This is a genomic window from Winogradskyella sp. SM1960, assembly GCF_020179375.1.
GTDB lineage: Bacteria > Bacteroidota > Bacteroidia > Flavobacteriales > Flavobacteriaceae > Winogradskyella > Winogradskyella marina.
Window position 1 is genome coordinate 1,145,855 of sequence record NZ_JAICBG010000001.1, and the last position, 24,802, is coordinate 1,170,656.

The 24,802-nt window shown below is 34.8% G+C and carries 13 protein-coding genes; 5 read left to right on the forward strand and 8 right to left on the reverse strand.

What is annotated here, in order from left to right:
• Window positions 1-5: 5 nt before the first annotated feature.
• Window positions 6-2,561, reverse strand: a complete 2,556-nt coding sequence (locus tag K1X16_RS04865; RefSeq protein WP_225035250.1) for a right-handed parallel beta-helix repeat-containing protein — start codon at window positions 2,559-2,561, stop codon at window positions 6-8.
• A gap of 241 nt (window positions 2,562-2,802) precedes the next feature.
• Window positions 2,803-4,326 (reverse strand): sulfatase family protein, encoded by a 1,524-nt coding sequence (locus tag K1X16_RS04870; RefSeq protein WP_225035251.1) that lies wholly within the window; start codon window positions 4,324-4,326, stop codon window positions 2,803-2,805.
• A 304-nt stretch (window positions 4,327-4,630) separates the two neighbouring features.
• Between K1X16_RS04870 and K1X16_RS04875 the strand changes: the two genes are divergently transcribed.
• From K1X16_RS04875 to K1X16_RS04885, 3 genes are all read left to right on the forward strand, one after another.
• Window positions 4,631-7,015: a glycosyl hydrolase family 95 catalytic domain-containing protein gene (locus tag K1X16_RS04875; protein WP_225035252.1), complete on the forward strand. Its 2,385-nt coding sequence runs from the start codon at window positions 4,631-4,633 to the stop codon at window positions 7,013-7,015.
• Between the two features lie 98 nt (window positions 7,016-7,113).
• Entirely contained in the window at window positions 7,114-8,637 is a 1,524-nt protein-coding gene (locus K1X16_RS04880) for a sulfatase-like hydrolase/transferase (protein WP_225035253.1), read from the forward strand.
• A gap of 196 nt (window positions 8,638-8,833) precedes the next feature.
• A complete protein-coding gene (locus tag K1X16_RS04885; RefSeq protein WP_225035254.1) occupies window positions 8,834-11,326 on the forward strand; it encodes a sulfatase-like hydrolase/transferase in 2,493 nt (830 codons plus the stop codon).
• On the opposite strand, the gene K1X16_RS04890 is transcribed toward K1X16_RS04885, so the two are convergent.
• From K1X16_RS04890 to K1X16_RS04905, 4 genes are all read right to left on the reverse strand, one after another.
• Window positions 11,312-11,575 (reverse strand): hypothetical protein, encoded by a 264-nt coding sequence (locus tag K1X16_RS04890; protein WP_225035255.1) that lies wholly within the window; start codon window positions 11,573-11,575, stop codon window positions 11,312-11,314. The two genes, K1X16_RS04885 and K1X16_RS04890, sit on opposite strands and share 15 nt — an antisense overlap.
• Before the next feature lie 398 nt (window positions 11,576-11,973).
• Complete coding sequence (locus K1X16_RS04895) at window positions 11,974-12,735, reverse strand: T9SS type A sorting domain-containing protein (RefSeq protein ID WP_225035256.1); 762 nt, start codon at window positions 12,733-12,735, stop codon at window positions 11,974-11,976.
• Between the two features lie 295 nt (window positions 12,736-13,030).
• A complete protein-coding gene (locus K1X16_RS04900; RefSeq protein ID WP_195870024.1) occupies window positions 13,031-13,891 on the reverse strand; it encodes a T9SS type A sorting domain-containing protein in 861 nt (286 codons plus the stop codon).
• A 177-nt stretch (window positions 13,892-14,068) separates the two neighbouring features.
• The gene (locus K1X16_RS04905) at window positions 14,069-15,982 is read right to left on the reverse strand and encodes a sulfatase (RefSeq protein ID WP_225035257.1); all 1,914 of its coding nucleotides are present in this window, start codon (window positions 15,980-15,982) and stop codon (window positions 14,069-14,071) included.
• Between the two features lie 424 nt (window positions 15,983-16,406).
• Here K1X16_RS04905 and K1X16_RS04910 point away from each other — a divergent pair, with 424 nt between their 5' ends.
• Both K1X16_RS04910 and K1X16_RS04915 read left to right on the forward strand, forming a co-directional pair.
• Window positions 16,407-18,332, forward strand: a complete 1,926-nt coding sequence (locus K1X16_RS04910) for a T9SS type A sorting domain-containing protein (protein WP_225035258.1) — start codon at window positions 16,407-16,409, stop codon at window positions 18,330-18,332.
• Between the two features lie 47 nt (window positions 18,333-18,379).
• Window positions 18,380-19,906 (forward strand): hypothetical protein, encoded by a 1,527-nt coding sequence (locus K1X16_RS04915; RefSeq protein WP_225035259.1) that lies wholly within the window; start codon window positions 18,380-18,382, stop codon window positions 19,904-19,906.
• A 269-nt stretch (window positions 19,907-20,175) separates the two neighbouring features.
• On the opposite strand, the gene K1X16_RS04920 is transcribed toward K1X16_RS04915, so the two are convergent.
• On the reverse strand, window positions 20,176-20,514 hold the full coding sequence (locus K1X16_RS04920) for a hypothetical protein (RefSeq protein WP_195870028.1): 339 nt from the start codon (window positions 20,512-20,514) through the stop codon (window positions 20,176-20,178).
• 104 nt (window positions 20,515-20,618) lie between these two features.
• On the reverse strand, window positions 20,619-24,752 hold the full coding sequence (locus K1X16_RS04925; protein ID WP_225035260.1) for a two-component regulator propeller domain-containing protein: 4,134 nt from the start codon (window positions 24,750-24,752) through the stop codon (window positions 20,619-20,621).
• Between the last annotated feature and the right edge of the window lie 50 nt (window positions 24,753-24,802).

A 24,802-nucleotide genomic window follows, 5' to 3' on the forward strand; every position in this document is an offset into this window, starting at 1 on the left:
GTTATTTAGTTTATAAAAGAAAAAGTAACTTGTTTTTGGTGCCTCCAAACTTTTACAGTGTGTTTTCCCTTTGGCAAGCTCCTCATATATTTAAAAAAAGTTTGTTCTTCTTTTATTTTATCCGAATTTAATTCGATCACGACATCATCCACTTTAAACCCCATCCTTGCCAATTTACTTTTCTTAGGAACAGAAACCAATAAAACTCCATAGGTGTCAAACATTCCTGTTGCAGAAAGTTCCGCTTCTGTTTCTAGCGTTTTAAACTTAGCTCCAAATAATCCTTTTAACTTAGACTTCACAAATACATTAGAGGCTATTTCTTTTGGTATATGAATTTGTGGTTGCATTGCCAAATACTTCAATTTTTCAGAAGTCACACCAAAACCAGTCATCGGAAAGTTTTTAAATCCAAGTTGTAATGCTTCTGAATTATTTGAAACTGTAAAGTCGCCATGTTGAGGTTCTCCCGAAAACAGAACATTTCCATATAGACTTTCTGCATCATCTAGTGTTTGCTGCTGTACGCCGTAAGCCGGTACCACATTTTTAGCATCTGGATTATGAACAAAATTGAAATTTCTAGTTCCTCCCCAAAGCGTTGGATTGCTAGAACGATACGTTGGTGAACCCCATAGAATATTTCTTTCAAAAACATCATGTGTTGGTTTAGGATATGGTACATTACAGGTGTATCCTTTCCCAAGGATGACATTGTTGGTAACAACACGATGATAGCCTTCCCTAGTTTTTATACCTCCTGATAAACTTATATTATTATAGATTTCATAATTCGTAGAGCCATCATCGAGATCAATATCCCAACCATGATCGCATTGCATTCGGTTATTTCGAATTACAGTGGTTTGATAAGCATCCCATAAAGGCATATTCGGATACTTTTCTATATAATTGCTAATCATGGGTTTTCCCTTTTCATCCATTAAATCGGGTCCTGATGGGGAAGCTCTAAACCAAAAACGATCTCTTCCCCAAGAATTAAAAGCACCATGATCGTGCGTTTCTAATACAGTTTCAAAACAATCGTTCCATTCTATAATATGACCTCCCCAAGTGCCATCACAAATATTTATGGCTGCTCTTGGTGTGTGACTAATGGTATTGTGACGAAGGGTAATTCGTGATGACATAGAAATATTAATCCCTGAGGCTTGTTTTTCAAAACGACCACAACGCATCATCAGATTATCTTCCACGAGGCAATCTGCTGGGTAATCTTCAGATTTTGGTCCAACAGTAGTATCTATGTCATCCATGGCAGGTGGAAGATGGTGAAAATTAAAAGCGGGATCACGAACCGCAGCAAATGAACCTACCAAGTTGACATCCGTAGAACCATTATTCTGAAAAAAGTTGCTTTTAATTTCTACATTACGATTATAGCTATCAATAAATACAGCATTTCCGCCCAGTTCTTCGAAGGAACAATCTTTAACAACAATATGCTCTGTCCCACGAATATGAATAGCACCTCCACGGTATACGCACCAATCACTTCTTAGTAAAGGCTCAATCGTTTCTTTTAAGGTTCTTTTTGTTCCTGTAAAGTGAATACCAGAAATCTGAATATGTTTTACTGGATTAGTCGTTTCGTAGTTTTTAACAACGGTCTCTTTATGTGCATTACCACTGTTGTGAATAACCATTTCTTCAACAGGTAGTTTATGATCCCCATAAATTTCAATAAGGTGCTTAATTTGAAGGACCGCTTCAATCTTTGTATTGTTAAGGTTCACATTAGCTTCTGGCATATAATACAACCAACCATCCTTGGTGTTATGATACCACTCACCTGGCACATCTAATTCTTCAAAAACGTTTTCAACCATGCGATAGCCTTTGTGAGGCTGCGCAGATCGGTTGTTTTGCCAACCACCTTCGTAAATCAATTCGCCTTTATCGTTTTTACCAGTTACAAAATAATGTTGACTACCCCAAAGCCCTCTGTGCATACCATTTAAGATGGCGCCTTCAGGAGTTGCCCATTCAGCTGCTTTTTTAGCATCCCAAGCGTCTGGAGCTGCTCCTGAAAAAGGAACGGTTCCTGCTTTTTTTCCACGTACAGAAGGATCTCCATCGGTAGGTATAAATCCTGCGTTAAAATTAGGATATCGTGCCATATGCTGTCTTTTATGCTCTACAAAAAGTTGATCTATAGCATTTAAATTTCCAACAAGAGTTCTATAGATGCCATCCTTAAATAATTCCCATTTAGAAGTAATTAATTGTGCTCCAGTAATAACGACCTCTTCATTTTTAGCTGCGGTATATATAACAGGAAATTGTGCCGTCCCACTATCTTCAGTTGTAATTTGTAAAGGCGTTTTTAACCTATAAGTGCCTTGATGAATTATGATTTTACAGGGTTCTTTACCTAAACGTCCACTAGCTCTTAACTTAGCTTGTGCTGCTTTTATGGTTAGCAAAGGTTTAGACGCTGTGCCTTCATTAGCATCAGAACCATTTGTGGCGACATGAATGTCTAGTGCATATAATGGCACAATACACAGTGCTAATAATAAGGTGATTATTTTTTTCATTCGTTTACATTATTTTTGATTCTACCATTATTTGTGTGGGTAGAAACTGTGTTTATCTAGGCGTTTCATAGGAAAAAATGACCAAGAACACCCCTAAAGTCCCCTCAAGGGGACAATCTAATTGAGAATCTTTAGTTTAATAGTGTATAGTTATTTTTCCATTTTTTCTAATTTCTAATTTCTTATGTCCCACATCATTCGTGGTAGAACCTTATTTTTTTATTCCTTTTAAAGCTGTAATTTATTTTGCTATATCTTCTGAATAGATATTGACGTCTCTATCATTTTTTTGAATTTCGCCAGGTGTACTTCTTCCTTTATCTACATAAGACTGAAGTAATTTGGTTAATTCTTCAACTTTCTCAGGATATTTATCCTGTAAATTGGTGGTTTCTGCGATATCATTGGCTAAATCAAATAGCTGCACACTAGGTGATCCTGCTGGAGTCTGTCCTGCTCTTGGCGTACTCCAACCTCCAGAGCCAGGACAAAGTGCTAGTTTCCAATTGCCTTGTCTAATAGCAAAAGAGCCATTAATACTATGGTGCACAATGGCTTCTCTGTTTGTAATGGTTGGATCTTTCAATGTGGATAAAAAGGAAACGGCATCTACACCTGATGTCCCTTCTAATTTTATATCCGTAATCTCAGAACATGTAGCTATAAAATCCGTCAAACAGGTTAATCTATCTGTTTGTGTTCCTGCATTGATAACTTCTGGCCAACGCACAATAAGAGGAACGCGATGGCCTCCCTCGTAAATATCGGCTTTGTTTCCTCTTAAATTTCCACTAGGTGAATGTCCTTTCTTTTGTAAAGCTGGAATTTTTGCTGCGGGTGAACACCCATTATCTGTAGAAAATAAAACAATGGTGTTTTCGGTTAAGCCCTGTTTGTCCAATGCATTTAAAACTTCGCCAACAACCCAATCTGTTTCCATTAAAAAATCACCATAAGGCCCTAATTCAGACTTTCCTCGCCATTTTTCACTAGGAACAATAGGTGTGTGTGGCGAACTTAATGGCAAATACAAAAAGAACGGTTCTTTTTCATTAGCTCGCTCATTTATATAGGTCACGGATTTCTCTGCAAAATCTTGTAAACAATGACCCGCTTTAAAACTAGGGCCTGCAGGTCCTTTTCGACCACGAATATTTGGGTCCTTCATAACAGAAGGGATTTCTGTCACTTTTTCATTTTCAATATATACATAAGGAGGCATATCTAAAGAAGCGGCGATTCCAAAATAGTAATCAAAACCATTACTTGTTGGCGTAACGGCAGGCTTTGTGTAATCGATATTCCATCCGCCACCTATTTGCCATTTTTCTTTCTTGAAGTCAGGTAATAATTCCCATTCGATACCTAAATGCCATTTGCCAATAATTGCTGTATGATAACCTGCTTGCTTTAATAAGCTAGCGACCGTTGTTTCCTCTTTTTTTAGCAACGGTTTGGTAGTCGGTTTATGAATAACCCCTTTAGATAAACTTGTACGCCAATTATAACGACCCGTCAAAAGTGAATAACGAGATGGTGTACAAACAGACGATGATGTATGTGCATCCGTAAAACGAATACCTTCTTCTGCCAAACGATCTAAGTGTGGTGTTGCAGCTTTTCCTGTGGTATGAGAAACATCACCTATTCCCATATCATCAGCAAAAATAAATATGATATTTGGACGACTGGTATCCGCTTGTTTTTGTGCTAGTATATTTTGACTAAAACATAAAACAAAAATTGCGATTATAGATTTGTACATGTTGATTTAGATTGGATATTGGAATTAATATCGTAAACCTATGAATTAAGACTAAAATCTGTTTACTGTTATCGACCATTTGTTTACTCAATTTATACTTAAGTAAATTATCGCGGATCATCCGCTACTTTCTTAGGGGCAATTCGTTTTTTTTAAGGGCAACCTATTTCATATTTAAATATAGATTTAGCTACTGTGTATTGACCAAATGTTGAAATAAAGAAACGAATTGCAAGATTAGAGAACGGTTTTCATTAGTTAATAAAATATATTTGTTACACAATGTATAAACTAATCATAGTCCATGTTTCGATTAAAATTTGAATTACGTATTCTATATCTTTTTATCATTATTTCGAGCCCTTTATTTTCTCAGAATAATCAGGTCGATTTTAAAGTGGATTACGAATCCTTTTTGTCTAAACACGACATGCTTTGGGATATTGTTCCAGATAAATGGCAAACTGCACCTTATTCAGGAAATGGTAATGTTGGATTTCTATTATATCAAAGTCCAGTGGAAAAAGACAATGTCATCTCATTACATATAGGTCGTCATGATTATTACGATCATAGAGAAGCTGAAACAAAGGCTGATGAAATGCTTTGGATCAAACGAAGCAGATTACCATTAGGTCATTTTAAGCTAAAATCTAAAGGAAAAATCACCGATATAGATATGCGTTTAGATTTATGGAATGCAGAATTAACAGGAACCATAACAACATCTAAAGGAAGCTATACCATTAAAGGGGTTACCCATAGTACCACGGATATCATTTATTTTGAAACCGATGCTAAAAATGAAGATGTAGAAATTACTTGGCATGCCGAAGCCCCTATTCCTCCAGTTTATGAAGTTCTAAAAAGCGGTGGCGGTCCAAAAGGTGGCACTTGGGATAAAATGCGAGCGGTGACTTTGGAAATGGCACCAAAGGCAGAATTCAGTAAAAAAAATGGTTATAATTTCTGCTATCAAGCCTTATTTGATAACAGAGGAGAAACCACAACAGGGTGGAAAACAACAGGTCCAACTTCAGGAAAACAACAATTAATAGCGAGTGTACATCACAGTTTTCCTGAGCATAATTCTTTAGACATTGTTACCGAAAATTTAAAAACGGCTGAGGATCTAATCAAAAAAAACAACTTTATTTCTACCCACCAAAAATGGTGGCACGACTACTATCCCTTAAGTTTTTTAACGCTTAATGATGCTGAAAAAGAGTCCTTCTATTGGATACAAATGTATAAACTAGGTTCTGCTTCTAGAGGAAACGGCCCAATTTTAGATTTAATGGGACCTTGGTATAACCGAACATTTTGGCCAATGGTTTGGGGCGATTTAAATGTACAATTGATTTATTGGACGCATTTAACTGCTAATAGAATGGCTATTGGTGAATCTTTACCCAATAACATTGATAAATACACTGCTAATTTAGAAGGAAACACACCAAAACATTGGAAAAACAGTGCTGCAGTTGCTGCTTTAATGCCGCAAGACCTTATTGCTTTCAACGGCGCAAAAGTCCCAGATATGTTAGCATGGATGTTAAACGATTATTGGTTGCATTGCCAATTTGCAGGCGATGATAGTCGTATGCGCGATAAATTGTTTCCGATTTTAAAGAAGACCGTAAATAGTTACCTCAACTATATTAAAGACAATCCTGTAGACGCCGACGATGGCAAAATTCATATTAAATACAGTTGGTCTCCCGAATACAAACCAGGACGTGGTCAAGATATTAATTTTACGTTGGCTTTAATTCGTTGGAGTGCTCAAACATTAATTGATATTGATAATCAGCATCACATAAACGATCCGCTCAAAAAAGATTGGCAACACTTATTGGATAATTTAGTGGAGTTTCAGATTGATGAAAACGGTCTTATGGTAGGAAAAGACAGACCTTTTGAAAATCCGCACAGGCACTATTCACATCTACTCGCCTATTATCCTTTAATGGTGATTACACCAGAAAAAGAAGCAGATAAAAAATTATTACGGACGTCTCTAGACCATTGGTTAGATGTGACGTTTAATAGTGGCAAAAAAATCAAAGCCATGCCAGTTACAGGTTATACAGCGACTGGAGCGTCTTCAATGTATGCCAATTTAGGTGATGCTGATAAAGCGTATTATTATCTTGATTTTTTAATTAAACATAAAAACATTTCATCTACAACGATGTATTCCGAAGGAAAAATAAATCCGGTTATTGAAAGTCCGTTGTCCTTTGCCACGAGCTTACACGATATGATGTTGCAAAGTTGGGGAGGGAAAATACGTGTATTTCCTGCAAGCCCGAAAAAATGGAAAGATGTTGCGTTTCACAACTTAAGAACAGAAGGTGCCTTTTTAGTCAGTGCTAAAAAAATAGATGGAAACACAGAGTTTGTATCTGTAAAAAGTTTAAAAGGAAAAGCTTGTGTCATTCAAGTTGATTTTGAAAACCCACAGTTTTATATCGATGGAAAATCGGTTGTTATCAATCAATCTGAAGATGGTTCTTATAACATTGATTTAAAGCAAAATGAATCTATTATTATTACTTCCAAAGAAATAAACAAAACAGATTTAAGCATTAAAGAATTACCAAAATCGGAAGCCGAACAAAATCTATTCGGTTATGGTGAAAAAACAAAACGACTACCAGGTCACGACTATTACAGTTCTTACTAAACGTATTATGAAACGAGCATGTTCAACATTTTATCACGAAAGGATAATGATTAATAGCGAACAGCGTGTGACCTTAAATAAACCATACATATAAACACATGAAAAAAACTATTCTATACAGCATCCTTATATGCGCTTCTTTTATAGCGTGCAAAGCACAAGAAGAACAAAAGAAACCGAATGTTATTTTTGTTTTTTCGGATGACCAACGGTTTAATTCACTGAGCATGACAGGCGACCCAATAGCTGAAACACCACATATAGATCAGTTAGCTAAGGAAGGGGTCTTTTTTAACAACGCCTATATTACAAGTCCTATTTGTGGCCCAAGTAGAGCTAATATCTTTACTGGGCAATGGGAACGCAAAAATAAAATTGGATTCACCTATGTTTCAAAACATGTGATCTCTGAAGAAACCTACCAAAACAGCTGGCAAGCCCAACTAAAAAAAGCGGGGTATTCCACGGCTTTTATTGGGAAACACCACACCAAAATTGGAGACCGAAAAGATACACCTTTAGTTGAAAATACCGATTTCAGTTATTATGGTAATGGGCATTTAGGATTTTATCCAGCCAAAAAGCACAAGCAATTCAACAATCTTAAAAACGAAACACAAGTTGAAGGCCTACTAGAAGCGACAAAAGCTTATTTGTCACAAGGAGATGATTACGATTACTTCTATGAAAATGCGGATCCTTCTATTAAAAATCAATTAAAGAAAAGAGATCCTAACAAGCCTTTTTCAGCTTGGATTAATTTAAATCTTCCGCATGCGTCCAGTATTGGCGGTATGGGCTCTCGCGACACAGATCCAGAATATTACAAAACAAAATACGATGATGTAAAGCATAAAATGGAATTACCAGATAACTACCCTCAAGCTATTAGTTTGCCGGAAGAAGTGTATGCCACATCCGATTTAATGAAATATTATGTGACGTCTAAAAAAGGGAAATTATTAAATGAAAAGCTAAAAATGGATCGCGCTAATTATGCTATCGATCTCATGGTAGGCAAACTACGTGACTTTCTAGAAGACATAGGAGAAGCCGACAATACCATTATTGTATTTTGTTCCGACAATGGTTTGTTTTTAGGCGAACACGGCTTAGGCGGCAAAACCATTTTGTATGATGAATCGGTTCATGTACCAATGATTGTGTATTCCCCGTTTTTCAAGGATAAAACAAAAGGAAAAGTGATTGACGAATTGGTAGTTGGACAAGATATTCCTGCAACTATTTTAGAAATGTGTGGTGTACAAACACCACAATCCTATCAAGGAAAAAGTATGCTACCATTAATAGACGATGAAAACACAGATTGGCGTGAAGACATTTTTTTAGAAAACCTATTTACAGACCAAGGCTATCCAAGACAGGAAGGGGTTCGTAGTAAACAGTTTAAATACATTCGCTCTTTCAGTAAAGAAAGTGACCGAAATAAATATGTCCCAAATCAATCTATTGAAACGGATGAAAAACCTATTTACGAAGAACTATTTGATATCATAAACGACCCAAAAGAGCAGAATAACTTAGTTGGAAATAAAGAGTATTTAGAGATTTTAAATGAATACAGAGAACGCTGTAAAACGCTAGTGTCTGAGCTCAATTAGATTGCCAACTATACTATTGACAAATAGTGATTTAACATTTTAAAACAGACAACTCTATTAGCACCCTAGAAATTCCGTTTTACCTATGTAAATGGGTGATTTCAGAAATTTGAAGGGTGATTTCAGAAAGGTTTTGGGTAATTATAGCATAAGTGAACTCTCTATAAAATCTAACTTTACCCAAAATAATTTTAAGATGAGAAACACTACACTATTTTTTTTATTTAGTCTATTTTTAACACCACAGATTTATGGCCAAACCATTGATAGGCCAAATGTGATTATATTCTATGTAGATGATTTGGGTTGGCAAGACACCCAATTGAATGACGAAGGCACGCCAGTGCCATGGGAAACTCCAAACATGTTAAGCTTAGCTGCAGAAGGCGCTAATTTTTCACAGGCCTACTCGCCTGCTCCTACTTGCGCACCATCGCGATCTGCGATGATGAGTGGTCGTCATACCACACAAACCGGAATGACACATGTCTCTGGTGGACGAATCCCAGAAGTCAATACTAACAATAATAATGATAAAATGATTCCTCCTTTTTACAAAGGAAGGTTACATGTTGAAGAAACGACCATTGCTGAAGCTTTAGCACCTTCAGGTTATGTATCGGGTCATGTTGGTAAATGGCATATGGCCTCTAGTCATAATCGATTTCCTGAAGCGGTAGACCAAGGCTTTGATTCTCAATACACTGGTCGAGGTATTCAATCTGGCATGCCTGATAGAAGTACAGGTTATGCAACAAGTGATCCCAATGATCCTTATATGATTGATGAGGACGGAAGACCTTATGATGCCGTAACAGAAGAAGCTTTAGCATTTTTAGAAGTTAATAATTCAGAGCCTTTTTTCCTATATATGGCTACGTGGTTAGTGCATACACCTATACAAACTAGAGATTTAGCTTTGCTAACCTATTATTGTGATAAATTAGGGATTCCTGTACCAACGACAGATACAGATATTACAACAGGAGGACAAACAAATCCATATTATGGCGCTATGGTTGCCTCTTTAGATTGGAGTTTAGGTAAAGTGGTCAATTATTTGAAAACAACAGATGACCCAAGACATCCAGGTAAAAAATTATTCGAAACAACGTATATCATATTTACATCTGATAATGGAGGTGTAATGAATGCTGGCCCAGAAATCATTACAGATAATTCCCCTTTAGATAAAGGTAAAAAGTATATTCAAGAAGGTGGTATTCGTACCCCTATGGTTATTACAGGTCCTGATGTAGCAGTAGGAGATTATAACAATGTTGTTTCGCATTTAGATTTCTACCCAACCATTTTATCTATAACAGACACCGATGCTCCTGCAAGTGTTACCGATAAATTAGATGGTGTTGATTTATATCCATTTTTAAAGAATGAAGCTACTGTTATCGCAGATGCGAATGGAAATGAAAGAACAGATCTTTATTGGCATTTCCCGCATAATAAAGATATACAAATGCAATCGGCTATTAGAAGTAACGAGTATAAATTTTATAAAAATCACGTTGATAATTCTTATGAATTGTATCAGTTGTACAATACTGATGGAAGTAATTATGATATAGAAGAAACTACGAACATCATCAATACAGCTGATGCGACTGTTGTAAATGAACTGACAAACAAGCTAGAAACATTTTTAGCCGATAACGACGCTAGGTTTCCACAATGGAATCCAGATTACTCAGGCTCTGATGCACCGTTAGCAAATCAGAATAATGTACCTTCAATTATTGCAAGCTCTTTTAATCAAGATACGGGAATTGCTACTACAAGCGTTACAACAGAATCAGGTGAAGCAGCGATTAACAAAGCATATTTACTTTATACTGAAGATAATCAAGAATGGTTTGAAATAGGTGCCACTGTTAATGGTAATACGATTACTGCTGAAGTACCTGAATCGGCAATCGGTATCGTTTTCACACTCATAGATGAAAATAATTTTTTAATTAAATCTGAGGAAGTTTCAACAGTTCCTGTGGTTAAAATCACACTTAATACAACGGAAGAAGCTCAACAATTTGAACCAGAAAGTACAGATGTCTATGGAGAATTAATAGGAAATGCAACTGCAAACTCAGCATTTATACAATCGAGAACAGAAGGCGGAGGCGATGGTTTCAATATCAATGTAAAGGCTACCGAATCTGTATTGTGTGAAAAGATCACATTTAGAGTAAGATCGCGTGAAGGTGATACGGCAAACTTTGATGTGACCATTGGCGGTGAGACCCAAAGTTTTGAGTACACTAGTACTAGCGATACCGATGATTTATATTATGAATTTAATACGCCTGTCACTATCACTGAAGCGGCGCAAACTATGGAATTGTTAGTAACTAACCTTACAAATGCTACTGCAGGTACTACACCAAGGTTTAGAGTTTACTCACTTACATTCCATTTAGACTTAAGTAGCTTGGGCGTGGATGAGGTAGCTTCAAATAATCAAGCACTTCAGCTATTTCCAAATCCTGTAAAGGGGACTTTTAGTCTTTCAAAAGCCGTACCATCTGGCGTGTTGTATAACATTCATGGTGCTAAAGCATACGAATTTAATAATCAGCATGAAGACATCGATATCTCAGGGCTTAAAACAGGCTTATACTTTTTAGAAGTCATACATGAAGACGGCAGTAAATCGACTTTAAAATTATTGAAGGAATAAAACAGCTTTTTGTTGCTTTCGGCTCCCTAATCTGTAGGTATAACTTAAGATGATGTAGCGTCGTAGACTTTCTGAGGTGGTTTCATCAAAAAGGTTAGTCGTACTTCGTTTTTCGAAATCAACATTGTTATCAAGAAAATCTATTAAAACCAGATTAAGACTAATATGGCTATTTCCAATACTATAGGAAATAGCCATATTCTGTTTAGGAAGTTTCAGGTCTGTAGCAAACTGATGATCTGAAAACACATTGTAATCAAATTGGGTATTAAAACTTAGTTTTTCAATAACATTATAATCTATAGCTGACTAGTAATATTGCTTTCTATAAGTTCTATTGAGCTCTTGCTCTATAGAAAAAGACGTTTAAGAAGCGCTACAGAAACCAATCCTTTTAACCCTTTGTATGTTACCCACAAAACTACCAACACCTGTAATTTACGGCTCAGACGGTCTAAATAGACTATTAGACAGGCCAAGGAAGACTAGTATTAAAAAAACCGTGATGGATTCATGTATTGAATACTACCACTTAAATTTCAAAAATAAATTTAAGTGACAACTTTTAGATGCTATAGAAAAAAAAAGTTCCATAGTTAATGTAACTACGGAACTCTTAATGAATGAATTTGTTATTAATAAAATCTTTATTCTTTTACTATTCTCAAGGTTTTAGACCCAAACTGCGTCTTAATATTTGCAATGTAAATTCCTGTTGCTAAATCACTAATATCATAATTAGCTTCTTCGCTATATGTTTTTAATAATTGCCCCGTAATATTATATAGTTCTACACGCTCAATACTATTGTTAGAATCTATTTGAAAGCTATTTTTTGCAGGATTAGGAAAAACACTAACAGTTGTCTCTTGTATTTCAAAATTATCGACACTTAAAGCTTCATTAGTAAATCTAACCCAATAGAATCTAAATTTAGCTTCAGCAGCAGCGTCTTTTAAAATATTAACATCCAATGTTATCGTTTTAGGAGTCGATGTTATCATTACATTTTGCGAAAATGTTAAATTGCTAAATGTTTCATAAGCATCAAGATTGGCTGCACCAGCATCTTGAGCCAGTGGAAACGCTTCTGTTGTGCCATCAATAGTTAAATTTACACTACCAGAATTACCATATAATTTTCTTACGTGAAATATAATTGATGTTTCGAAATCTTCTCCAGAGGAAACCACATCAAAACTAATTGTTCCATTAATAACTTCTGCTTCAGTTGCATTAACATGAACACCATTTCCACTTGCACCAAAAGGTCCATCAGTTTGAGAAAAATCTGTATCTGCTACTCTAATTTGTGTATCTGTCGCCAATGGGTCAAGTGCTGTTGCTTGACCAAATGCTGTTAATGCAACAAAAAGTAATGCTGCTGTAAAAAGTAATTGTTTTTTCATAATATTTATTCTTTTAAAATTAGTTAGTCAAAGCTAACTATTTAGAGAAGTCACTTCTTGCTGCATTCACCCAGAAGTATTCTCATTTCTTGCAAAAACAAGTAAACAACACTAATAAGCAGGCTTTTACACACTTTTCTGAATTCATATAACTCTTTTGAAGTATAACAGGTAGATTAATAATCGGTACTCAAATCTTGCAATTAAGAGCCTTATTATGTTATACTATTGTAGAAAAACAAAAAAGTTCCTTGATCAATTTAACCAAGGAACTTTTTTATTGGGATATAATACGTTACTCTTTAATAAAACGCAACGTTTGTGTAGCTCCATTATCTAACTGAGCACGAAATAAATATATGCCAGCTGCTAAATTAGAAACATCAAATGCGTTTTGTGCGCCAAATGTTTTAACTTTTTGTCCTGTTAAGTTATAAACCTCAGCAGAATCAATATCTCTTGAAGTTTCAAAAGTATTAACCACGCTCGTTGGATATAATTTTAATTTAGAATCGTTTAATTCCTGATCATCGACTGATAAGGTAATAGACCCTATCGCTTTATTACTTGAAATTGTATCAATGTAATAATCAAGATCGTTATCTAGGTTATCAAACCTAGTCGGTTGATAAATTGTTCTTATTTCACCTTTAACGATATCACTAATAGGTGCTGCTCCACTAGCTGAACTGAAATCAAACACCAATTGATGCCACCCTCCTTCATTTGTTTCTTGAAGTTTTCTCTGTACATAAGAACCATTACCGTCTTGATCCATTAAATAAAGTCTAAAACGGTCTGCATTATCAAAGGCATTAAAATAATCGTATTCAGGAAAATAAATACGTACCGTCACAGTTAATGTAGAATAATCAGAAAGCGTCACACCTTCACCTGATGGAAAACTAAAATTAAGCACTTTGTTTTCAAGAACAGGGGTAGCGCTTCCAGGGACTTTCCATAACGTTACATTGGTAGCAGCAGCATCAGCAGCATCAGGATTGGCTTCTGTTGTAACTGTACAACCATCACAACTCACTGTACTTGACAATGTTAAATCTGTAACTGAATTATCAATATCATACCAAACTTCTTGAGCAAAAGTGGTACATGTAGCAACAAATAACGCTGCCGTAAAAAGTAATTGTTTTTTCATAATATATTGTTTTAAATTAGTTAATCAAAATTAGCCATATGACTTAAATTCGTCTTGCTTAATTCACCCAAAAACATTCTTATTTCTTGTATAATGGTCATATACAAGCTAAAACAGAAGGGTTTATGATTTTTTTTAATAAAATATCATTTATTTAAGCCCTTATAAAATAATGAATTATTCACTACTTAAGGCATAATCTGAATACTTTTTTTTCGTCTTTCTAAGTGATTTTATCGTGGGCATTTCAGGATAGCTCACTAAGAAATTATGCGTATCAATTAGGTTAATAACATAATGCGTGGTTCCTTTTGGTAAATTCGCTATTATAGTACCATCGGTATTTATTTTTGCATCGATTTTAAACCACTCCTCGTAACGATGCCCACCATTGGTGGTATAAATTAGATCAGCTTTAACCACCTCAGCACCATTTTCTTTGTATTTAAAAACAACTTTATTATGTGTTTTTGATGCAGATAATACCGTAGGAACCGTTTCTTTATGTTCCATCTCACCTTTGTAATACGGATTATAAGACGGATAACTCGCGTTCATTTCTGTTAAAACAGAGGTCAATTGCGCATTCATTTCTTTTATTTTTTCAGGATAAGACGTTGCTAAATTATTTGCCTCCTCAATATCTACACGCTCTGCGATTCCTTTATCAGTCGTATATAATTTGTATAATTCAAATTGTGATTTTCTTGGGTTATTTTTATAATCATAATTTCTAATGAATTTATAATCTCCAACACGCAAGGTGCTTTGGTACGAAGCATGTGGAAAATGCCACATCATCGTTGTTCGCTCATTGCCATTTTTATCCAAAACCAATTTAGAATCTGTAGGATCTTTTAATAATAAGGTCGATAAATCTGCACCATCTAAATGTTTGTCTTTAGGCTTTTCAACACCTAATAAAGATAGAACTGTAGGGTAAAAATCGAGACCATTTACAACAACATTAGATTCTACACCTTTTTTAATACCTGGCCCAGAGATTAATAAAGGCACTCTTGTTCCCCCTTCTTTAGCGTTTATTTTCCCTTTGTCTAATGGATAATTATCTGTAAAGACTTCGCCTGGATGACCTTCCATTCCTCCATTATCTGAAGTAAAAATAATATAGGTGTTTTCAATAAGTTTGTGGCCTGGCCAGCGTGGATCGTCAGTAGTTTCTAAATACTCAAAAACTTGTCCTACATAATAATCTAACATTTCTACCATGGCTGCGTAATACGGATTATTCTGTCCTTCTAACTCCCAATGATCAGGATCCGTTGGAAAAGGCACCCCTAACTTTTCACAATACTTTTCTAAAAGTGCTTTACTCCTTGTATGAATTGGTGCGTGCACAAGAAACGTAGCATAGTACAAGAAAAACGGATCTTGTTTATTGTCTTTTATGAAGTTTAAGGCATCTTGATTGTTTTGGTGAAAAGGAAAACCATTTTCATCTAAACGGTAAGGATCAGAAGCATCAGTTGTTGCAAAATCTGTTAAACGATGCGGTTTTTGAGGACTTGTAACACCACGATCATGTGTTGTTACATCAAAACCTTGATCTTCTGGTTGCGGAAAGGCGTGGTGATTAATAGCCATATGCCATTTTCCTGCATGTCCTGTGGTGTAGCCATTTTGCTGCAAAACCCTTGCTAAAGTCATTTCGTTTTCTGGCATACGTCCGCTATACCAAGGGTCTAAGATACGTTGTGTCTCTTTGCGAGCGTACACCGTAGGAGGAGCACCACCTACAACATGCGTTTTTTGAGCTCTTGCTGGATGATTCCCGCTCATTATAGCACACCGACTTGGTGCACATGTAGGTGCTGGAGAATACGCTTGCCAAAACTGAACGCCATTTTTCGCTAAGGCATCAATGTTAGGTGTTTCGTATGGCGAAGGTTCATCAATATCATAGATTTTTACATCTTGCCAACCTAAATCATCAGTAAGTAAAAGTAGAACATTTGGTTCTGGTCTATCAGTACTTTGAGTTTTCTGGCTCGATACTTTTGGGTGTTGTGTATTACAGCTAAAACAAAAAACTGCGACGATTAGGCAAGTTACATAGTTCTTATACTTCATTTCTGTTTTTTTAAATTCAGGGGATACATTAATAAATGTTATACTTTTTGCTAAATAACAAAACAGCTTCGGTATTCTATACCTTATTTTGCTCTTAGTTTTGCTTTAATCCATCAATTCACCCTCTGCTGAAATTTTGATGTCGTAATCGCTAACGAAACCCTCTGAAAAATTGGTTTATAAAATTATTTTGAAACCACTACATCTAATCCCCTACAATAAAAGCCCTTAGACGGAATACAGTAAGAAATGGGTGGATTAGAGAAAACGTAATAATAGCAGTCCGATTAACTTTATAACATAATTATTTCATCTCGTATAAGCATAATCCATTTGCTAGGCTTTAGCAATTAATATCGATATGATAAATTAAATTTTTAAAAAGCTTAAGAATAAACAATTTTCATTAACACCTTCTAAACGTATGATTAACAAAATTTATTTAATTGCTCTATTGGTATTTATCTTTAACAGTCCTATTGCAGCACAGCAAGTTTGGTATGAAAACTCAAGTCACACCAACATCATCCATTTTGCCAACGCACAAAAAGGCCTATTTACGACCGATGAAACAAATCCAGAAATAACAAGTATCAACGCTAATGCGTCAGTCTCTAAATTTGTTAGAGATGGACAAACAAACCCTAAAGTTAGTTTCGATTTATCCGTACCAATAACGGATTTATCATCAAAAACAATTTCGTTAAAAGCCTATATATCTATACCTACTGTTGATTTGAATACCACAAATAGCAGAATCCGGTTGTATTTAAAAAACTCAAGTATTGGAAGTTCTAGCAACCTCTTTCTACAATCAAACTTTTCTCAAGGCGAAACTTGGGAGTCTTTTTCCTTTGATTTCGACCAAGAAACAATTCCTTCTGATGTCTTATTAGCAGGAGGTTATGATCAAATAATGATTGTACTAGCTTCTGGAGACACTTCAGGATTAACATCTACTTACTATATAGATACCATTTCAGGAAGTTTTGAGCAACCCTTAAGAAATGCCTTATTTTTATCTGGTTCTTGGGGTGTGCGATTTAATCTAAATGGCGGGTATCGATTAGATAACAGTAGCAATGACGATTGGGTTGCTGGCGCACAAGAAATTGTAGATAACTTACCAGCTGTTGGTCATGTTATTACAAATTTCACACATCCTGCACATGGTTATTATTATACTTTAAGAGATAATCCTTATGTAGATATTGCCAATGAAATTCATCCTGATATGGTACCTACACTAGAAAATGAACAAATTATATTAGATGTCATTGATGTTTTTAGAAATTCAGGAAAAAAAGTAATTCTCTATTTAAATGGTGCAGGACCAGGATATATTCAAGGCAGTGTTGACAACAGAGAATTAGAAATTTCAGCAGCATGGGAAACTTATTACAACACTGAATTTGCTGGTGATGAGGCTTTGGCATGGCGAACATTAGTTAGAGGCTACCTCGAACGGTTTCAAGGCTTGGTAGATGGTTATTGGTTAGATAATTTAGGGAATCTACCGGGAGAACTAAGTGATTTTATCGCTATGATTAGAGACGTTGACCCTAATATAGCCATTGCTACAAATGGAAATGCATCATATCTAACGGACGACAATGGGGATCTCATTTATGTAGATTCAGATGCTACTGATGATGAAGACCCAAGAGATTATAGAATTAGAAACTTCGTAATCAACGATCCTTATATGGATTTTACAGCTGGCCATCCTACACCTCTTGGCCAAGGAGCTCCTCCTAATTCTTGGGCCTATGAAGAGCTTCTTTTTCCTCTAATTGCTGCAGCACCTTGGGGTTCTTTTGATGGCAGTAAGGACGGCTTAAAGCATTATTTTTGTCCCATTAGAAAACGTTGGAGTGTAGCCAGTACAGACTTAGTTTTTGAAGTTGAACAAGCCTACCGTTTTGTAAGAACCTTAACAGACGCAGGGGCGACTATTACCTATAGCACAACCATTACCGATGGTGCCATTACGGATGATGAAATGGCCATAATGGAAGACATAAATGGTAGAATGGAACAAACACCAAAACCAGACTACATCCCCTACGTAAGACCAGAGGGAGCTTACTTAGTAGGCGAAACATTAAGTATTGACTCTGATGATTATTTTAATAAACTTGTTTTATACCCAAATCCTGTTAAGCAAAACTTTAGCTTATCAAAAGAAATTTCTTCTGCAGTTATTTACAATGCTAATGGACAGGAAATATTAAAATTTAATAGTAATCAAGCTTCTTTTGATGTTTCAAAATTAGTTGAAGGCGTTTATTTTATAAAAGCGTATACTGCAACTAGTGACATTCAGGTTTTTAAATTTATAAAACAATAATAACCACATTTACAACTATACAACAATTATCAAATCCCTCTACTGATATGAAAACTAAATTATTTACGGAAAGTAACACGTATAATAAATATATCGCGTTTTACGTGATGTTAATTATGGCTTCTTTTTCCTACGCACAAGTCGGTGTTGGAAACACAAACCCACAAGCCACTTTAGATATAACGGCGTCTAACCAAGCAGCACCATCAAATGAAGATGGCATCTTAATTCCTCGAATTGATAATTTCCCAGGTACTGACCCTACTGCCGCGCAAGATGGCATACTTGTTTACCTAACTACAACAGTTGGTTTAAACGCTAAGGGTTTTTATCATTGGGACCAAGCGACAACACGTTGGATTCGGTTTTCAAGTATTGAAAAACTCAACGATCTTTCTGATGCAAAATCTGATGTGGATGGTTCTGAAGATGGTTCTTCTATTTTCATTGGGGTTGATGCAGGATTAAATGATGATAGTGCCAATCGTAAAAATGTTGGTGTAGGTTACAAAGCCTTAGAAGTAAACACAACAGGCAATAACAACGCTGCTTTTGGCTATTCAACTTTAACAAATAATACGGCCAATAATAACTCGGCTTTTGGATTTAGTGCCATGCGCGTTAACGCTTCAGGACAAGGAAATTCTGCTTTTGGTAAAAGAGCTTTAGAAAAAAACACTTCTGGCAATCATAATACAGCAATGGGTGCAGACGCATTAGGAGAAAATACTGGCGCCCAAAATACAGCTATTGGTAATGGAGCTATGTTTACAAATACGCTTGGAGAAGAAAATGTTGCGATTGGTAATTTAGCGTTGTATGATAACACTACTGGAAATGGCAATACTGCAGTTGGGACAGAAGCTTTAACTAATAATACAGCGTCAGGTACTGAAGCTAGTAGTACAGCCGTTGGTTACCATGCTTTACATCAAAATGCAGGAGGAGTTCGAAATACAGCTGTAGGATACCAGGCACTTCTTAGTAATACTAACAATAACAACAATTCCGCATTTGGTCATTTTGCGCTTAGTGGTAACACATCTGGCAATAATACTGCTTTGGGTTCATTTGCAGGAGATGGCTCTTCTGGAAACTCAAATGTAATCGTTGGTAATAGAGCAGGTAGTGAATTAGCAGGAAATGAGAATGTACTTATCGGTCAACATTCTGGTCGCGAATTAGTTGGAGATAGCAACGTGTTTATCGGAAAAAACACAGGTCGTTTTACCACAGGAGATTCTAACGTTTTAATTGGTAATGGTGCAGGTTATCATACGAACTTACGTACACTTTCTTCAACCCTATTAATTCAAAATAATACAGAAGCTACACCATTAATTTATGGAGACTTTACCAATGACAGAGTGGGTATTGCCAAAATAGCAACGACACATGCTCTTGAAGTAGAAGGCACAACTGAAGCCACTCAATATAAACTATCAGCATTAAATACAGCACCTACTAGTGCTACTGATCCTGGAGTTGAAGGCGAAATAAGAGTAACCAATACACATATTTACGTTTGTATTGCGCCTAACACATGGGTAAGAACTGCTTTAGCATCTTGGTAAACATAGAAGCTTTACGTGGTTTATCGTTATGAGAAAATATATTAATGATAAAATTTTATAGATGTCATTTGTGTTTAAACAATTCTGTAAGCCTCTATTTTAAAGCCTTATGAATAGAATTAGTAGTCACGATTAGCCGTTTTTGTTGCAAAACTACAGTGAACTTATTTGCAAAAAAAGAGTCCTTTAAAGTATTCAAACGTTGAATACTTTAAAGGACTTTACATTTTATGCCTTTTTTTAGGCATTAACTTTTTCTTCTATTTGCTTTAATTCTTCCTCGAAGCATTTTTTATTTCTTTTGCTCTAGCTTTTCCAAAAGCTTCATTTAATGATCTCGCAAATTCCCTGTTGTTTTCCTTTCTTTTCTCTTTATTCTCTGCGGAACCTTTTTCATACTTTTCTTTGATTTCATAAAAAGCTATCGCATGTGCTTCCCTTAATGACACCAAAGTTTTCTTTTCTTTATCTGATAAAGTCATGTTACTCTCTACCCTTTCAACGTATGTATCCACTCTTTTATCTATTCTTTTTTCTAAATTTTTTTGAGCAAATACTGTACTACACATTGCGATACTTAATACAAGTAATACTATTGTTTTTTTCATAATTTTAAAATTGTTTAAGATTAATTATTTATTCTTTACAACAAACCTAATTGATATCTACTTTAATGGTATTCTATGATTCATCATTTCATTGCTCAAAACTATCATTTCTCCCTTTTTGAGTACTCTGAAGGCGACATACCATGAAGTTTTTTAAATGAGGTAGAGAAGTAAGAATTAGATTCTATACCGATTTGATACATCACTTCGGCGACATTAAAACCACTATTACTATCTAATAATTCCGCAGCCCTTTGTAATCTAAAATTACGTATATAGGCATTAGGAACTTGCCCTGTAAGTTGCTTCAACTTTCTATAGAAATGAGAGGAACTTAAACCAGCTTCTGTAGATAATTCTTCTACTCCAAAATTTGAATTAGATAAGTTCTTCTCTATGATCTCGGTAATATTCTCTAAAAATTCGAGATCCCTTTTAGAGAACCCTAATTCCTTTTTGTCTTTTGGAGGTAAACTATTCTTAGAAAAATAGTCCTTTATCCTAACATTATTCTCTATTAGCTTTTTCAGTCGAAGCTCAAGATGCTTTAAAGAAAATGGTTTACTAATATATTCATCAGCCCCAAACTCTAAACCTTTAATTAAATCTACATTATCTCCTAACGCTGTTAATAATAAAACAGGGAGCTGGCAGGTTTCAGGATTAGCTTTGATGCGTTTACATAATTCAAACCCATCCATCTCTGGCATCATAACATCGCTTATAACAGTACTAAACTCTGTTTTTTTAATTTCTTCTAACGCCTCTACACCATTATTTGCTATGGTGATGTTATATTTATCCGACAAAGCATTATTAAGAAATTCTTGAATATCTAATTCATTTTCAACAACTAGAACATTGTGCTGCTTTTCACCATTTTTTCTGCTCTTAGAAGCTTCAATAGTATTGCCTTGCAAGGGCACCCAATTTTTTATAAAAGATTTTTTAGAATCACTGTCTTCAATATCAACGTCTTCAATAGTTGAAGATGGGATAATTACCCTAAATCGAGTTTTCTTATTGGGTTTACTTTTAACAGAAATACTACCATTAAATAATTCTACTAAAGACTTACAAAAGGATAAACCAATACCACCTCCACTAACATTACCATCTTGATTACCCAATTGGTAAAACCGTTCGAAAATATTGTTTAAACTTTCTTTTGGTATGCCTTTACCTGTGTCAATAACATCTATTTTTATCTTTTTAACATCATCATCAAATATAATAGAGGCATCAATACTGATAGTTCCTTGTATAGGTGTGTTTTTAAAAGCGTTAGATAATAAATTAAAAAGTATTCGTTCTAATTTTTCTACATCAATAACAATCTCTTCATTGGGAGAACTTATTTTGTAATGAAAATTAATATTTTTTTCTAAAGCATAATTTTCAAAAGCTTCTGTAGTTGGATATAAGAAATCGCCTAAAGTAGACTTTGTATAGTTTAAATTCAAATATCCTTGCTCTGCTTGTCTAAACGTGATTAATTGATCTATTAAACTTAAAAGTCGGTGTGTATTTCGCTTTATAATCGTTAAAAAGCGCTCACTTTCTGGATTGGTATTATTTTCAATTACTCTATCTAAAGGTCCTGAAATTAAGGTTAAAGGCGTTCTAAACTCATGAGATAAATTGGTAAAGTATTTAAATTTACCTTGGTTAATGACTTCCATTCTGTCTTTGTCTAATTGCTCATAGATTAATTTTTGTTTCAATTTTTCATGTTGAACAAAATAGAACACAATTCCGACGCCAATTCCTAAAAATATAAGTACCAATAATGTGTAACTCCACCATGTTTGGTACCAGAGTGGTAAAACAACTAAAGTTAAGGATTTGGTAGAATCACTCCAAATGCCATCTCCATTAGCCGATTTTATCTTTAGTGTATAAGTCCCATCAGATAAATTGGTATAAGTTACAGCAGATTTACCTTCGTCTGTTTCTACCCAGTCTTTATTAAAACCTTCCAATTTATAAGCAATCTTATTTTTAGCAGGAGCAGAGGTATGTTCTGCAACTAAATTAAAGGAAATAATACGTTGACTTTTAGAGATGGTTACGGTATCTGTTTCTGAAATTGCTTTTTCTAGTATTGTAATATCATTAAATTTCTCACCAATTTTTACGCGTTTATTATTAATTAATAACGATGTAATTAATACTCTTGGCGACTGTCTATTTAAGGCTATTTTCTGAGGGTCAAAAATGGTTAGACCATTTAAACCACCAAAATACATATAGCCAGATGCTCCTAAGGTATATGCTGATTGTCTAAAATTATTTTGAATTAAACGATCACTTACATCAAAAACATTGACTTTGTTTGAGACCGTATTAAATCGCACCAAGCCCATGTCTGTACTAATCCATAAATTATCGCTATTAGCTTCTGGTAAAATTCCATAAATAACGTCATCTGGTAGAATATCATTTTTCCGGAAGTATTCCATTTTTAACGGATTGCTGTCCTTGTCTAAAGTCAATTTATTTAAGCCACCACCAAACGTACCAATCCAAAGATTCTTTTTAGCATCTTCATAAAGTGTAAAAACACTATTATAACTTAGTTTACGACTCCCTTCTTTATTTTTTCGGTATTCTCTAACCACCTCAATTTTCCCGTTGACATACGTCGATTGTAATAATCCATTGTCTGTACCAAACCATAACTGGCTATTACTATCCTGCAAAAAGCTTTGTACTTTACCTGCGGATATTTCTAAGATCGATTTTATAGGGATCTCTGGCTGACTTGAAGCATCAATTGTGTTCCATGGATTTTGAATAACTATAATTCTATTTCCGGCTAAAACAAATTCAGTATCATTTATTTGTTCAATTTTTCGAGTTAAGAATAAAGGGAGATTATCTCCTTTTGATAAAAATTGAACGGCTTTAAAATCTTTCCTTTTTGGGTTGTAGACCATGACTTTTTTGTCAGTACCAAACCAAATATAATTCTGTTGATCTTGATAAATGCACCTGATAACATCATTATTTTCAATAGGCAGTTGACTTTGTAAATCTTCAAATTGAATTTTATCTATATTAGATTCATTAACGACATCTTTACTTCTGAATAAATTTTTATTATAACCAGAAACCCAAATTTTACCCGTGTCATCTTCTAAAATTGAGGTAATTAAATTATCACCAATAGAGAACTTCTCATATGGGTTGTTACTGTAGGAGTAAAATGGTTTTTGAAAAAGATCTAATTTATTAATTCCACCTTGAGCAGTGCCTATCCAAAGCACATTAAAACTATCTTGATAAACCGCATTAATTTGATGGCTACTGATGCTGTTTTTATTCTTTGGGTCGTAATTAAAAGACTTAAAAGAATTTAGAATTGGGTTAAACTTAAAGAGTCCATCTCCTATTGTTCCAATCCAAATAGCATTATCATTATCTTTAAAAAGACTATTGACGTAAAATGTAGAATCTTCATTGGGAACCTTTATTTTTTTAATCAAATAATTCGCATTTGAATCCAAATTTGAACTGTACAACCCTTTTGTTGTACCAATCCAAAAGATGTTATCCGTTTTTATGATTTCAGTGATTTCTTTATCCTTAAAAAATTCAAAATCATCTATAGCTGGCAGTTCAGATTTTAATATTGGACTTTCCGATTGGTATTTCACTTTTTTTAAGCCATCTGTTGTACCTAAAAAAATGGAAGCATTTTGACCAAACGTAAATGTATTGAGCTTTAATTCTGTTTCTTCTTTTATATCAAGTACATTCTCAGACACTTCAAAAACACCATTATTCACATCCTTTAACTGGCATCGTATTAATTCTTTAGAAGACGTCACCCAAACATAGCCATCGTTTTTAGAGTCTATCTTATTTACATCAATATTACGGTTAATCGGAACTGTAAAAAAGCGTTCTAACCAAGGCACGTAGATATTCACCCCAACATTGGTACCTATCCAAAGTATACCATCGTTATCGTTAAATAAATAGGTAATATTATTACTAGAAATGGTTTGCTCACCTTTAGATTGAGTGCTAAATGTTTTAAACTCATAGCCATCATAACGAATTAAGCCATTGGGAGTAGCATACCATAAAAACCCATATTTATCTTGTGCTATGGCATTAACCGTATTTTGATTAAACCCTTCTTTATTAGAAATTCTTTCAAAGTTTTGAGAATAAGCTTGTTGAATCAATAATGTTATTAAAACACAAAGAAAGCATATAATTCTACGCATGTTATATATTTAGTTTGACACAAGAATATACGTATTTTAATTTATTGACT